Origin of the sequence: Candidatus Venteria ishoeyi, from assembly GCF_030378065.1 — a bacterium.
Taxonomy (GTDB): Bacteria; Pseudomonadota; Gammaproteobacteria; order Beggiatoales; family Beggiatoaceae; genus Venteria; species Venteria ishoeyi.
In genome coordinates this window covers 22,929-37,616 of the sequence record NZ_JAUCGJ010000045.1, presented here as the reverse complement: position 1 = coordinate 37,616, position 14,688 = coordinate 22,929, and the positions used below count along the sequence as shown (strand labels likewise).

The 14,688-nt window shown below is 43.7% G+C and carries 11 protein-coding genes; 6 read left to right on the top strand and 5 right to left on the bottom strand.

Translation table 11 applies throughout. From position 1 onward, the window contains the following. The first annotated feature begins 361 nt into the window (after positions 1 to 361). Positions 362 to 1,435, top strand: coding sequence for a sugar ABC transporter substrate-binding protein (locus tag QUF61_RS14165; RefSeq protein ID WP_103919990.1), 1,074 nt, complete (start codon positions 362 to 364; stop codon positions 1,433 to 1,435). Next, positions 1,432 to 3,768 carry an EAL domain-containing protein gene (locus QUF61_RS14160; RefSeq protein ID WP_289682282.1) on the top strand — a complete coding sequence of 779 codons (2,337 nt, stop codon included), beginning with the start codon at positions 1,432 to 1,434 and terminating at the stop codon, positions 3,766 to 3,768. Before QUF61_RS14165 ends, QUF61_RS14160 begins: the two co-directional genes overlap by 4 nt. A gap of 69 nt (positions 3,769 to 3,837) precedes the next feature. Here QUF61_RS14160 and QUF61_RS14155 read toward each other — a convergent pair whose 3' ends face one another. Both QUF61_RS14155 and QUF61_RS14150 read right to left on the bottom strand, forming a co-directional pair. Continuing rightward, on the bottom strand, positions 3,838 to 4,434 hold the full coding sequence (locus QUF61_RS14155) for an HD domain-containing protein (RefSeq protein WP_286019296.1): 597 nt from the start codon (positions 4,432 to 4,434) through the stop codon (positions 3,838 to 3,840). Positions 4,435 to 4,442: 8 nt separating this feature from the next. Next, positions 4,443 to 5,111 (bottom strand): septation protein A, encoded by a 669-nt coding sequence (locus QUF61_RS14150; protein WP_103919984.1) that lies wholly within the window; start codon positions 5,109 to 5,111, stop codon positions 4,443 to 4,445. A gap of 229 nt (positions 5,112 to 5,340) precedes the next feature. Between QUF61_RS14150 and QUF61_RS14145 the strand changes: the two genes are divergently transcribed. Beyond that, the gene (locus QUF61_RS14145; RefSeq protein ID WP_103919982.1) at positions 5,341 to 5,727 is read left to right on the top strand and encodes an MbcA/ParS/Xre antitoxin family protein; all 387 of its coding nucleotides are present in this window, start codon (positions 5,341 to 5,343) and stop codon (positions 5,725 to 5,727) included. Between the two features lie 17 nt (positions 5,728 to 5,744). Further along, entirely contained in the window at positions 5,745 to 6,611 is an 867-nt protein-coding gene (locus QUF61_RS14140) for a tetratricopeptide repeat protein (RefSeq protein WP_289682281.1), read from the top strand. A gap of 31 nt (positions 6,612 to 6,642) precedes the next feature. Here QUF61_RS14140 and QUF61_RS14135 read toward each other — a convergent pair whose 3' ends face one another. The 3 genes from QUF61_RS14135 to QUF61_RS14125 are packed head-to-tail and all read right to left on the bottom strand — an operon-like array spanning position 6,643 to position 10,748. Beyond that, positions 6,643 to 7,521 carry a carbon-nitrogen hydrolase gene (locus QUF61_RS14135; RefSeq protein WP_289682280.1) on the bottom strand — a complete coding sequence of 293 codons (879 nt, stop codon included), beginning with the start codon at positions 7,519 to 7,521 and terminating at the stop codon, positions 6,643 to 6,645. Then, positions 7,518 to 8,375 carry a hypothetical protein gene (locus QUF61_RS14130; RefSeq protein ID WP_289682279.1) on the bottom strand — a complete coding sequence of 286 codons (858 nt, stop codon included), beginning with the start codon at positions 8,373 to 8,375 and terminating at the stop codon, positions 7,518 to 7,520. The genes QUF61_RS14135 and QUF61_RS14130 overlap by 4 nt, the downstream gene beginning before the upstream one ends. Positions 8,376 to 8,402: 27 nt before the next feature. Further along, entirely contained in the window at positions 8,403 to 10,748 is a 2,346-nt protein-coding gene (locus QUF61_RS14125; RefSeq protein WP_320416060.1) for a Tex family protein, read from the bottom strand. 305 nt (positions 10,749 to 11,053) lie between these two features. Here QUF61_RS14125 and QUF61_RS14120 point away from each other — a divergent pair, with 305 nt between their 5' ends. Next, entirely contained in the window at positions 11,054 to 12,457 is a 1,404-nt protein-coding gene (locus QUF61_RS14120) for a dihydrolipoyl dehydrogenase (protein WP_289682278.1), read from the top strand. A gap of 109 nt (positions 12,458 to 12,566) precedes the next feature. Continuing rightward, on the top strand, positions 12,567 to 14,621 hold the full coding sequence (locus QUF61_RS14115; protein WP_289682277.1) for a transglutaminase-like domain-containing protein: 2,055 nt from the start codon (positions 12,567 to 12,569) through the stop codon (positions 14,619 to 14,621). The last annotated feature ends 67 nt before the right edge of the window (positions 14,622 to 14,688 follow it).

The window sequence follows — 14,688 nt, the reverse complement described above, 5'->3', positions numbered from 1 at the left end:
TCGGCAATTATGGCTGCGTTTTGGTAAAAATTGTTCAGCTTTTAGTGCGTTTAACAAGGTTTATAAACGGTTAGTGTATGAATAATAAGACTAATTTTTAATGAAAAAGACAATTTAAAAGTGAGCCATGAATACATCGGAGGTATTTTTATGCCTTAAAATTGGAGAATGACTCGATAATCTGTAGTTTTTCGCGCTTCTTGGTATTAAAAATTGATTTTTTTAGCCATTAAACAGAGAAAGTAATAATTTTTTTGAATTTAGGTGGTATCGCTTAGATATTTTGACGGTTTGCAAGTAGGGTCACGGATTCAGGTATTAGTAATTATTTTTACTTGTTTTTTTATTGAGGGCTAAAGCCATGTCTAGTTATTTAAGGTCAAATCCTTACCCGATATTGTTAATACTGGGTACTGCCCTGTTGTTTTTTAGCAGCCAGACTGTTGCCGCTAAAGATGAAGTTACTATTGCCGTATTGTACTGGTCAGTCAATATACCTGGACAGGTGGCTATGGCAAAAGGCCTGGAAAAAAAAGTGGATGCACTTAATCAAAGGGCTGAGGCTAATGAGCTGCCACACATTAAATTAATTACCCGGGTTGCGGGAGATGATATAAAAGGCGTTGAACGGCAAATCGTTCAAATGACAAAAATAATATCACTTAAACCTGATATGATTATTGTGCAACCAACAGACAATGCCGCACTGGCTGAACCATTAAAATTAGCCAATAAACACAATATCCCCGTCGTTGCTTATGATCAATATATCAGTGGTGGAAAATTAACTGCTTATGTGACATCAAACAACCATCAGGCCGGTTATCTTAATGGCGAGTATGTTGCATCCTTATATCCTTCAAAGCAAAAGATAAAATTAATTCTTGTCGAATATCCATTGGTTTCGTCAACTGTTGAGCGACTTAATGGTTTTCTGGATGCCTTAAGAGACTATAAACAATCCTACCAGATTTTGAATACCTATCAGGCAGTAGAGCCTGTCAGTGGTACTAAGGCGGGTAAGGCCATTATTGCAGATTTCCCGGAGCAAGGGAGTATTGATGTTATTTTTACAGTCAATGACGGGGGCGGGCTTAATGTGGTGAATGAACTCGTAGCAGCGGGGAGAAATGAAATCGTTGTCGCCACAGTGGATGGTGATCCCGCTTCAGTGAAAAATATTCAGGCTGGTCGCTTAACCCATATTGATACAGCACAATTTTGTGGGGCTATGGGAGCGCAAGCACTGCTTATTGCTTATGATATTCTTTTGGGACAAACGGTTCCCTCCTTAACCCTGATTCCCGTTTATCCCATTACTCAAAAGACATTAATAAACTACCCTGGCTGGTCTGGAAATATTCCTCAGACATTTAAAAAACCATGGTTATCACATCAACCCTATTGGAATAATAAATTCAAACTAACACCATGAAGAATAATCTGCTTAGAAATTTATTAAAATTATCTAACCCGGTAGAAACTGATCGTTTTATTAATATAAGCTTTGGTATTCTGATCTTGTTATTAATGCTGACAGTATTATTGACAGGCGGCATATTCATGACTAATGTCATGAATAAAGAGGAGGATAAACTATCTCATATTATTACAGAAGTATTGGCAAAATCAATTAGTAAGGTTAGTTTTTCAGGTAAGTATCATGCTCGGCTTTTAGTTGAGGAAATAATAAAAGAACAGCCCAGCATAAAATATTTATTAGTTAGTAATACTCAGGGTATTATTTTGGCGCATAGCAACCCTGAACGCAACGATAAACCCATTAATCCATCAACTAAAAAAATTATTGAACAACTGATACAAAAACCACAAATTTATACACGTCATTTTATTATTAATGATGAGCCTATACGTGAAGTCAGTCTGGCTTATCGTGGCGGCTATAAAAATGAAATAATTGGTGTGATTCAAGTAGGCTTATCAACTAAAAATCGTGATAAATCACTCAAGATGGGAATTTTTTATCTCACAATATTAATTATCATTTTATTATTGATTGGAATTATTGCAACACATTACATCAGCTCTTTTATTATAAAACCAATTAAAGAATTAGCCAATGATATGTCAACGACGCTACAGGCAATTCCTGACTTGCTTTTTGAGCTGGATATCAATGGTAAGTATATACAAATTATGACAAATAAAGAAGAATTATTAATTGATGCACGTAAAAACCTGCTTAATAAAACAGTCACTGAAGCCCTGCCAAAAGAAGCCGCAAAAATAGTCATAAAGGCTTTACAAGAGGCTGATATTAAAGGCGATTCCTATGGTCATGAGATTGTACTACCAATTGAACAACAAAGCTTTTGGTTTGAACTTTCTGTGGCTAAAAAAAAACCATTTAATGTAACGCAGAATAATTTTACAGGTAGTCGCTTTATTGTTCTTTCACGAGATATCACTCAACGTAAAAAATATGAGAAAGAAATTAATGAACTGGCTCATATTGATACATTAACGGGTTTGGCAAATCGTTATAGTCTTGAAATCCAGTTAGAACAAGCATTACTCTGCGCTAAACGTAACCATAAAAAAATGGCTGTTATGTTTATCGATATGGATAAATTTAAGGATATTAATGATACGCTGGGGCATAACTTAGGTGACTCATTTCTTAAAGAAACAGCTAAAAGAATCAGTCGCTGTGTACGTAAAAGTGATATTACAGGACGTTTAGGCGGTGATGAGTTTATTGTCGTTTTAACAGATATTAAATCTAATTTTAATGCCAGTTATCTGGCCAATAAAATATTAAAAAAACTATCACTTCCTTATGAAATTGATGGGCATCATATATTCTCCAGTTGTAGCATAGGCATCAGTTATTACCCAGGTGATGGAAATAATAGTGAGAAACTGATGAAATCTGCTGACATGGCTATGTATCATGCTAAAACTGAAGGGCGTAATAACTTCCAGTTTTTCTCATCATTAATGACTGTTGATAATGAAAGGCGTATTAAATTAGAAGCTGAGTTACATCTGGCGATTGAAACAAATCAATTTGAACTTTATTACCAGCCACAAATTAGTACTACGACTCAAGAAATATGTGGTGCAGAAGCCCTTATCCGGTGGAATCATCCAGAACAGGGCCTGATTTCACCTGTCGATTTTATTTCCATCGCTGAAGAATCGGGATTGATTTTACCCATTGGAAAATGGGTTATTCAACAAGCATTTAAACAAAAATCACTGTGGGAAAAGCAGGGTATCAGTGGTGTTAAAATGTCACTTAATATTTCTGCTCACCAACTACATTCTGCTGATTTAGTCATTTTTATTCAAGAATTATTTGAAAAATATCAACTTCAAGGTTTTAATATTGAAATTGAAGTGACTGAATCTGTTGCCATGAATAATCCCCAGTACGCAATTAAAATATTGAATGCAATTCGTGCCTTGGGAATAGATTTAGCAATTGATGATTTTGGTACGGGTTATTCTTCTCTTGCCTATCTAAAGCGTTTGCCTATTCAAACGCTTAAAATTGATCGTGAATTTATTCGTGATATTGAAACCGATGCGAATGATGCCGCCATTAGTTCTGCAACGATTGCCCTCGCTCATGCACTGGATCTGAAAGTTGTTGCAGAGGGTGTTGAAACATTGCAGCAGCAGCAATTCCTAAAAAATGAAAATTGTGATATTTTACAGGGTTACTTATATGGTAAACCCATGTCTAACAAAGACTTTATTCAATTTCACCATGATTTCAAACATAGGGAATGGCAGGACTAAACCCATTCTATTCCCTATGAATTATCCATTTTCATCTGAATAGTTACGTTGAGTTGGTATATCTATCTCTTAGGAGGAGAGTTTCAAGCGCTCTCGCCCGGTATTTACAATCTGAGCATAATAGGCTTCCAGTTTGGCGTTACTGCCGCGTAAACCTGCAACGACACAATCACTCCAATCCAGATACGCATGCTTTCTTTCCTGTGACCAGTTGCGCGGCGGCGCATTGTGAGTAATGTCGTATACATTACAGATTTTATCTGCCAGTTTCACCCATTTCGCCTGCAAGGAAATCGATGCAGCGTGTTCGATTTGCAAGCGTTTGCGTTCTGCGGCGCATAAGGATTTGTCATCAGACACTTCTTCCACCACCGTGCGAATTTCCAGACCAAAATGGGCTTCTAATTCATCGGCTGTGGTTTCAGTATCTTCCAGCGTATCGTGTAACAGCGCGGCAATCAGCGTGGTAATGTCATGGACTTCACCAATGCGCCATAAAATTTCTGCTACCTGGATCGGATGGTTAATATAAGGTGAGGCTTCCACATCTTTACGCCGTTGATCCTTATGCCGCTCGGCGGAAAAACGCAAAGCGGTCATGATCAGGTTAATATCCGCTGCCATAAAACAGCTTGGAAAAACACTGTTGCTTGCTGAATGATTCATAAGGGCCTTTATCCGGCTTTTTCGCTTTCTCCATCGGTTTTATCCAATGAATCAGGCGTTTTATTGTCGTTTTCTTCTTCAATGATCATGTGTTTACTGAGATACACCGCCTGGGCGATCACAAACACCAGGGTTAATCCCATCATGCCAAACAGTTTGAAATTCACCCAGGTATCGGTGCTGAACGAATAAGCAACAAATAAGTTCAAAACACCCATAAAAATAAAAAAGCCAATCCAAATCTTATTCAGCGTCAGCCAGGTTTGCTCATGATCCATTGTGATGGTGGATTCCATCATGCGTTTGGCTAAAGGTTTGCCGCCGATATAATGACTGCCGAAAAACACCAGCGCAAAGGCCCAGTTGACCAGTGTGGGTTTCCATTTAATGAATAATTCATTTTGAAAAAATAAAGTCGCGCCGCCCAGTACCACAATCAGCGCCAGGGTGATTAATGGCATTTTTTCAACGCGGTGGTGACGTATCCATAATATCGCCACCTGCATGATAGAAGCAAGAATTGCCACTACGGTAGAGGCGTAAATCGCGCCTTCTGCGCCACCGGGAATGCAGGCATTAGCGAGACATAAGCTCTCTTCTGCCGGTACCCAGCCAGGATAGAACTTAAAGGTGATAAAAAATAATAAAATTGGGAAAAAATCGAGAAAAAATTTCATAAAAGTGACTTTGGCAGTTGCAGTAAATGAAGAGTGGAAAGATGTGACAAATGTTGTGCGCAGCTTGTTGGTTTATTGGATATTGGTGCCGATAAACTTAAACATCAAGCTTGATAATTATCGCTGTCATCTCAATTGTCTCATTAAAGTTAATATTATCAAGGATTCATTATTGATGATCAACATTGATGTCAGTAGCTGAAATTTTTTATTTTAAGGAGTCTTCCGTATGACGCACGACCTCACCGAGCAGGAGCGCACCGAACTGGCGTTGAGTATCATTAATTTATTAAACTACTGGAAAATTGAACCGGTTTCACAAATTAATTTGCTGGGCTTGCCTGAAAAAACCAAACCCCGCGCCTTAAAACGTTATCAGGGTGGTACGCCATTACCGGAAGACCACGACACGCTGCACCGTGCAGTTAGTTTTTTACGCATCCATGAATCCCTGCTAATCACCTATCCGCACAATAAAGCCATGGGTAAAATCTGGCTGACCACGCCAAATCGCCGTTTTCAGGACAAAACACCGCTGAGTGTCATGTTAGAACAAGGCATGGACGGCATACAACAAGTCAGAAGCCACCTGGATTGCACTGAAAACTGGATTTAGCTTGAACGAGGTTCACATTGGATAAACAAGCCCCTATTTACGAAGGCAGCACTGAAAATTTTCCCACCCTGGTATTGGAAAACTCAGAAAAAGGCCCGGTACTGGTCTATTTTTGGGCGGAATGGGCTGGCCCTTGTCATAAATTATTTCCCTTGCTGTTTAAACTCAGCCAGGAATATGGTGGAAAATTTCTGCTGGTGAACATCAACACCGATGCGGAAAAAACACTGGCAAAAGAATACGCCATCAACAGCATTCCCACCCTGAAATTATTTCGCCGCAGACAAGTGGTGGCAACCCTGCACGGCCCACAGCCGGAAAATGATTTGTGCAATCTGCTCAACCAGTATGTGGCAAAAGAGACGGATCAGGCGATGATGAATGCTTTAAGCCTGTATCAGCAAGGGCAGGTTGAAACTGCGCTGGCGCAACTGGCGCAACTGGCGCTGGATGACCCGGATAACCTGCAATTAGCCGCCACTTTGGGCAAGCTGCTGATGGCGCAGGGACGTTATCAGCAGGCGCAAAATCTGTTAAAAAACCTGCCGGAAGCGGCGCAGAAAGTTGAAGAAATCCGTTTATTATTGACCCATCTGAGTTTTATCCTGACCGCGCAAAATGCACCAGACATGGATACATTGCAACAATCCATTAAAACCAACCCGGATGACTTGCAACTGCGTTATCAACTGGCCGCTTTATTTTTGCATCAGGATGCTTATGAAAATGCCTTGGTGCAATTACTGGAGATTTTGAAAGTTGAGCGTGATTTTGAGAACAATATCGCCAGACAGGGGATACTGGCAATTTTCAGTTTATTAGGCAATCAAGGCGAATTGGTGGAAAAATACCGCCAGCAGATGATGAGTGTGTTGATGGTTTGAATAAACCGAGGAAGTAAAAGCCGAGCAGGTTTTAACTCAAATAGCGGGCTTTTAAGCCCGTATAGGCATCAATTCTGCGATCCCGTAAATAAGGCCAGATTCTGCGGGTGGATTCTGTGGCTTGCAAATCAATTTCACTACACAAAATCTCTGCCTGTTCATTGTCTGCCTGGGTGAAGATTTCGCCCTGGGAGCCGGTGATAAAACTGTTTCCCCAAAATTGAATGCCCTGTGTTGCATGACTGGAATCCGGCTCAAAGCCATAACGGTTACAACTGATCACGGGCAGCGCATTGGCAATGGCATGGCTGCGCTGAATAGTAACCCAGGCATCCAGTTGGCGCTGTTGCTCGGCACGATCATCGCCAGGGTTCCAGCCGATAGCCGTGGGATAAATCAAGATTTCAGCACCTGCCAGGGCCATGAGGCGCGCCGCTTCTGGAAACCATTGATCCCAGCAAATCAGTATGCCCAGCTTGCCCAATGAGGTTTGGATCGGGTTAAAACCCATATACTTACCTAAGGCATCACCGGGCGTGAAATAAAACTTTTCATAAAAGCCGGGGTCATCGGGGATATGCATTTTTCGATAGCGTCCGGCTAAGCTGCCATCACTATCCAAGACAACGGCGGTGTTGTGATAAATACCGGCGGCACGACGTTCAAACAATGAGCCGACAATAACAAGTTGTAATTTTTTTGCCAGAGAGGATAACCATTGCGTATATAAACCGGGAATGGCTTGTGCCAGTTCAAAATATTCAGCATTTTCTGTTTGGCAAAAATACGGGTGGCGATGCAGCTCTGATAATACCACCAATTCCGCGCCAACCGCCTTGGCTTGTTGAATCGCTGCTTCGTTATCAGCCTGGTGATGTTGGCAACTTTGTTGAATCAGTGCCACTTTCATTTATTTTGTCCAAATAAATGCCTGAACAGCCCTTTTTTTTCAGTTTTTTTTGTGCTGGTTTTAACAGATTTTTCTTGCACAGGTGGAGAAGTGGTGTTTGATTTTTGAGTCTGAGCCATAGCAGGGGTATTTTTCTGTGCCATTTCTTTGATAATTTTCTGGCGTATTCTTTGTTCCGGGTTTTTATCCAAATGCCCCCAGATGGTATCTGTCTCAAACGGGGCTAAAACATTATCATCCGCTACATAGGTGATATACATTGCCAGTTTATCAAGAAATTCCGAGCTTAAATCACGGGCCTGAAAAATGTAATCTTTACGTCCTAGTTGATGGATATTTTTGGCTTTAAGGTGAATAGTGGCATCGTCATATTGCGCATCAAATTCCAGCTCAATGACAATACGCCCTTGCAGCTCAAAAATGGCTTTGAGAAAACGCTCTTTTTTATCATTAATCTGCGCCCATTTGAACTGGACATTATGTTTCCACAGATATTCCTGTTGCGCTGTAGCGGCTTCTTCTGACTGTATCTGAAAACGTACCTTGCGTTGTTTATGACATAAAATGCGCAGAAAAAAATGATGTCTGGTTTTATCATAGTTGCCCAGAATGAACTCATCTTGCATGAGTTCATCATAGTTGCCCAAGCCTTGGACTTCATAACTGATTTTGGTATCAGGTTTAATGTAATTAAGCTGTTGCACCATTTCATGGAAATATTGATACATCACTTGCATTTTTGGAATGACCTCTTGGGTCATTTTTGCATCAAGCTGGGCTTTGTCTTTTCCTTCTGCTGCTGCTTTTGCTTTGACTTCATCCGCTTTTTTCTTTAATTGATCAAGATAACTCATGCAAAACTCCTGCTTTCACATTATCGTTTATTTCTTTGCCCGCGCAAAGGCATCTGCCAGGCTGTTACCAAAACTACCCGTATTTGCATATTTCTGTTGTGAATTTGAGCCATTAGCCGTTTTCTGGCGAGACTTATTGTTCTTACTGGCAGCACCGCCACGTTCCCGTTGTGATGGTGCGGTATAATCCCGGCTGTCATCTTGCAAACGCATGGTCATGGCAATGCGTTTACGGGCGACATCCACTTCCAATACCTTAACCTTAACCACATCGCCTGCTTTGACCACATCTCTGGGATCTTTGACAAAAGTATCCGCAAGGGCGGAAATATGTACCAAGCCGTCTTGATGCACGCCAACATCGACAAAAGCGCCAAAGTTGGTGACATTGGTGACGACACCTTCCAATACCATATTTTCCTTAAGATCTGAAATCGTTTCCACGCCTTCCATGAACTCAGCGGTTTTAAACTCAGGGCGGGGATCACGTCCGGGTTTGTCCAGTTCCTGAATAATGTCTGTGACTGTGGGTACCCCAAAAGCCTCGCTGGTGTAATCGCTGGCTTTGAGTTTGCGTAAAAAGCTGCTATCACCAATCAACGTATGCATCGGGCGTTGATTTTTCGCCACAATCTGCTCTATCACCGGATAAGCTTCAGGATGCACGGCAGAGGCATCCAGTGGATTATCACCCCCCATAATACGTAAAAAACCGGCGGCCTGTTCAAAGGTTTTAGCCCCCAGACGCGGCACTTTTAACAGTGCCTTGCGGTTCTTAAATGCGCCATTGCTGTCGCGATAATGGATAATATTATTGGCATGGGTTTGGTTTAAGCCGGAAACCCGCGCCAGCAGCGCCGCAGAAGCCATGTTGACATCCACGCCAACGGCATTCACACAATCTTCCACCACCGCATCCAGGCTACGGGCCAACTGCATCTGGCTGACATCATGTTGATATTGTCCCACGCCGATGGCTTTAGGATCGATTTTAACCAGTTCTGCCAGCGGATCTTGCAAGCGGCGGGCAATGGAGACCGCGCCCCGGATAGTGACATCCAGATCCGGAAATTCTTTGGCAGCCAGTTCTGAGGCAGAATAGACTGATGCACCGGCTTCTGAAACCATGAGTTTTTGTAATTTCAGTTCCGGGTGCTGCTTAATCAGTTCTGCGACCAGTTTATCGGTTTCTCTGGAAGCCGTACCATTGCCAATACTCACCAGTGAAACATGGTGTTTTTTCGCCAAAACCGCTAATACAGCGATGGATTCCTGCCATTGATTACGCGGCGCATGGGGGAAAATGGCCCCGTGTTCTACCAGTTTGCCCGTGGCATCGGTGATGGCGACTTTAACCCCGGTGCGCAAGCCTGGATCCAGACCCAGGGTTGCTTTTGCACCTGCGGGCGCGGCCAGTAATAAATCTTTAAGGTTGCTGGAAAAGACCTGAATTGCTTCAGCTTCTGCCGCTTCGCGCAGACGCATGAGTAATTCCACTTCCAGGTGACTGCGGATTTTTACCCGCCAGGTCCAGCGCACCACATCCTGTAACCACTTATCGGCGGCGCGTCCCTGGTTACGAAGGCCAAAATGTTTGCCAATTTTACCTTCACAAATACCTGGTGCGCGGGGATCTTCGGGGGCTTCAGCCGACTCCTGTAAATTCAGTTGCAATACAGTCTCATTACGTCCCCGAAATAGAGCTAAAGCACGGTGTGAAGGGATTTTATGCAGGGCTTCGTGGTAATCAAAATAATCAGCAAATTTCTGGCCTTCCGTTTCCTTGCCGCTGGCGACATTAGACACCATTACGGCTTCTGACCATAAATAATCTCTGATTTCTCCCAACAATGCAGCATCTTCGGCGAACTGCTCCATTAAGATTTGTTTTGCACCTTCTAGTGCCGCTTTGCTGTCAGCCACGCCTTTGTCGGCATCAATGTAGTCAGCCGCAGCGGTTTCGGGATCGGTTTCCGGGGTATTAAACAAGGTTTCTGCCAGCGGTGCCAGGCCTGCTTCCCGCGCAATTTGCGCTTTGGTGCGGCGTTTGGGTTTATACGGCAGATACAAATCTTCCAGCCGGGTTTTGGTATCGGCTTCGAGTATGTCTTTTTGTAATGCCGGGGTTAATTTATCCTGCTCTTCAATACTTTTCAGAATAGTTTGTCTGCGCTCTTCTAATTCACGCAAATAACGTAAACGCTCTTCCAGGGTACGTAACTGGGTATCATCCAGACCCGCAGTCACTTCTTTACGGTAGCGGGCAATAAAAGGCACGGTCGCGCCTTCATCAAGTAAGGTAATAGCTGCTTGCACCTGATGCGCCTGAACGTTTAACTCTTGTGCAATTTTCTGAACAATCTGCATACTCATGGATTAACAAAACCTGTGATAAAACAAAGGGCGCATTTTATAACAATTCTCACTGCAATCACGGGTTTTTTTAATATCAGACAACAAAGACCCATGTTCCTTGCATCGGGTAGGTCGCCGGGGCGTTTATGTTTTCCAGGTAATAGCTCTTTTAATCCCCCCTACCCTCCCTTAGAAAAAGGGGGCTTGGGGGAATTTGTCAAAAGGAGGGGATTTGTCAAAAGGGGAGGGATTGTGGTAATTTCATCCGTTTTATGAGTCGTTGTTATCATTTTTGTACTTCAACGCAAAAAACAGGAAATGTTATGGAAAAAAAAGTCGATGTTGCCATTATTGGAGCAGGTACTGCGGGTTTAACCGCAATGGGTTATGTGCGCCGATATACGGATAACTTTGTTTTAATCAATGGCGGTGAGCTGGGCACGACCTGCGCGCGTGTGGGCTGTATGCCCTCTAAAGCCGTGATTCAAATTTCTGAACATTTCCATTTGCGCCATCTGTTTGATCGCCATGCGATTAACGGTTCAGAAAAGCTGCACCTGGATCAGGTGGAGGGCATGGAGCATGTGCGTGACATGCGTGATACCTTTGTGGATCGGGTAGTCGGTAACAGTACTGATAATCTGGATGACGAACATCTGATTGAAGCTTATGCACAATTTTTAGAACCCACCTTGTTGGCAGTCGGTGATTTACGCATTCGTGCCGATAAAGTGATCATTGCCACTGGTTCCCGGCCTATCGTGCCAGAGGCCTGGCAGGATTTTCGTGAGCAGGTGCTGACCACGGATGAGTTTTTTGAACAGACGGATTTCCCCGATAAGATGGCCGTGTTGGGGCTGGGGGTGATTGGCCTGGAAATCGGGCAATCCCTGCATCGCATGGGGGTTAATGTGGTCGGTGTCGATTTGGCAGAAAGCATTGGCGGAGTCAATGATCCGGTTGCATCCAAAGTCATCGCCGAAGTGATAGGCAAAGAATTTCCACTGTGGTTAGGCCAAGCCGCCAGCGTGACTCAGGAAGGCGAACAACTGCGAGTGACTGCCGGAGAAAATTCGATGCTGGTGGATAAGGTGCTGGCGAGTCTGGGACGGGTTCCAAATATTGATACTTTGGGTTTGGAAAATCTGAATATTCAGCGTAATGTGCAAGGTATTCCAGACTATAATCTGCATACGGGACAGATTGCTGACTTACCCATTTTTATTGCCGGAGATGTCACCGGACACCGCCCAATCCTGCATGAAGCCGGGCATGAAGCGCGTATTGCCGCTTATAATGCCATGCATGAAAATGTGACGGCATTTCGGCGTAAAACCCCGTTAAGCATTACTTTTTGTGATCCCAATATCGCCAGTGTCGGCACCCCGCTGGCAGAGTTGGATGAAGAGCGCGTTGCCATTGGTGAAATGCGCATGGGGCCGGTGGGACGCGCACTGATCATGGGCAAAAACAAAGGCATTATCCGGGTTTATGGCAATCAGGTGAATGGCAAGATACTCGGGGCTTCATTATGTTGCGTGCATGGTGAAAATCTGGCTCATCTGCTGGCCTGGGCGATTGAGCAGGAACTAACGGTGTTTGATCTGCTGGCAATGCCGTTTTACCATCCAGTAATTGAAGAAGCTTTGCAAGCCGCTTTGTATGACTTGATGAGCAAAGTGGAACACAAACCGGATTATCCTGTGGAATTAACGCCAGTTGTATAATTGGTATTACGCAAAAGCTTCTTTTTCGCGTGTTTTGAAGATTTGAAATACGAAAAAACCGCTTTTGCTTCATATTGGTTTTGATTTACCTTGAGTTCGGTTAGCCATAGTGAAACAATCCCCGGTTTTACCCAATATCCCCGTCCCACCCTATTTATTGGGTGGAACCTTATGTTTTTGGGGATGGCAAATCGAGGCCCTGGAATTTGCGCTGGTGATGGCGCTACTGGTGGAGTTGCCACGCTGGTTTCAGGGTCGTTGGGAATTTTCCGAAAAAGATTTTAACCATCTTGCCGATCTCAGTACGCTGCTGCTCATTATTTTTGCGCTGTATCTATTCAGCAAAGAATCCATCAACGGTTTATTTACCGTGGTTATCTGGATGCCGCTGCTGATATTTTTATTAGTACTGGCGCAGCAATACAGCAGCGTAGGCAGCTTGCAACTGAGCACCTTATTTATTTCTCTGCGCAAAAAAAAAGCACGGCTGCCATTTTATGCTGCACTGCCGGAAGCCCAAGCCCGCGTTGATATTCGCCTGCCTTATATGGTGCTGTGTCTGGTTGCTGCCAGTACCACGCGCCACCCCGGTTTTTTCCCCGGTCTGATTATACTGTCCCTGTGGCTGTTATGGCCCAGCAAACCCGCCATGTATTCGCGCCTTCAATGGCTGGCTATTTTTATACTGGCAATTGGGCTGGGGTATAGTGGGCAAATCGGCTTACAACATTCCCAACAAGCACTAGAAAATTGGGTGCTGGAATGGTTTGAATATCGTCTGTGGCGGGATCGTGATCCGTATCGACAACACACCGCCATTGGTGAAATTGGTGAGCTGAAACAATCCAGCCGCATCCTGTTCCGGGTTAAAGCGGATTATCCCATGCTGCTGCGGCAAAGCACGTATGATAATTATTTTAAACAAAGCTGGTATGCCCGCAGGATTAAATTTGTACCGATAGAGGATGTGCAGGGGCACGGACAATGGCAATGGCCGTTGGAAATACCAGCAGCCACAGAGCAAGCCGCTTCAGCAGATAAACCACGTCGCATCACCGTGGCGTTGAATTTAAGTAATGGTGAAGCGGTATTACCCTTGCCAGAAGGCAGTAGTCAGCTTAACACCCTGGCGGGGATCGATGTACGACGTAATTTATTTGATAACACGATTAAAGTCAGTCAGGCACCGGATATGCTGACTTACACTGCGCAATATCAGGAACAGATGTCCCGGCAAAGTGCTCCAAAGCCATCTTCACTGGATATTCCGCAACGTGAGCAGGCCGTGATTAAAGCCCTGGCTGAAGACTTGGGTTTAAATAAAACCACATTAACAGCACAGGAAAAAGTACAAACTATTGCTGATTTTTTTAGTCAAGGATTCACTTATTCCTTGAAACAAACCCAACGTGATTTTAATTTATCACCCCTGTCGGTTTTTCTGACCCGTACCCGTAGTGGGCATTGTGAATATTATGCCACTGCCACGGTGTTACTGCTGCGTGCGGCAGGCATATCCAGTCGCTACGCCGTGGGTTATGGCGTGGAAGAATATAGTTTTCTGGAGGATGCCTATCTGGTGCGCAGCCGTCATGCCCATGCCTGGGCCTTAGCTCATGTTGATGGTGCCTGGATAGAAGTCGATAACACCCCGGCAGACTGGAATGCACAGGAGACAGAACAGGCTCACTGGTGGCAACCCTCGTATGATTTCTTTTCCTGGCTCAGTTACCGTTTTGCGCAATGGCAATGGTTAAGCAGTGATGAAGAAACGCAAAACAATAACTTACTCTGGTTATTGCTACCATTTATAGCGTTTATCGCCTGGCGTTTGCGTAAGCAGAAAAAAGCCCGGAAAATACAACAGAAAAAGCCTGAAACCCGCCTGCTCAAGCCGCAATCAGCCCGAAACTCTGCTTTTTATCAAATTACTGCCCACTTAAAGCAGCAAGGCTATCAACGTCCTCAGGGAACTTCGCTGCCACAGTGGATTATTCAGTTAAGCCCACAGTTTTCATCAGCCGCACAGCAAGAATTATGGCATTTATTAGCACTACATCAACGCTATCGTTTTGATCCTGAGGGTTTGGGTGAGAACGAACAAATACAGTTTGAGCAGCAGGTCAAAGTCTGGCTGCAAAAATATCACAAAAAGTCTGTTTGAGCCGGATTTTATAATAAATATTTTATGCCTAAACCACCTAAATCCAGTGTATCTAATATCAAAAACT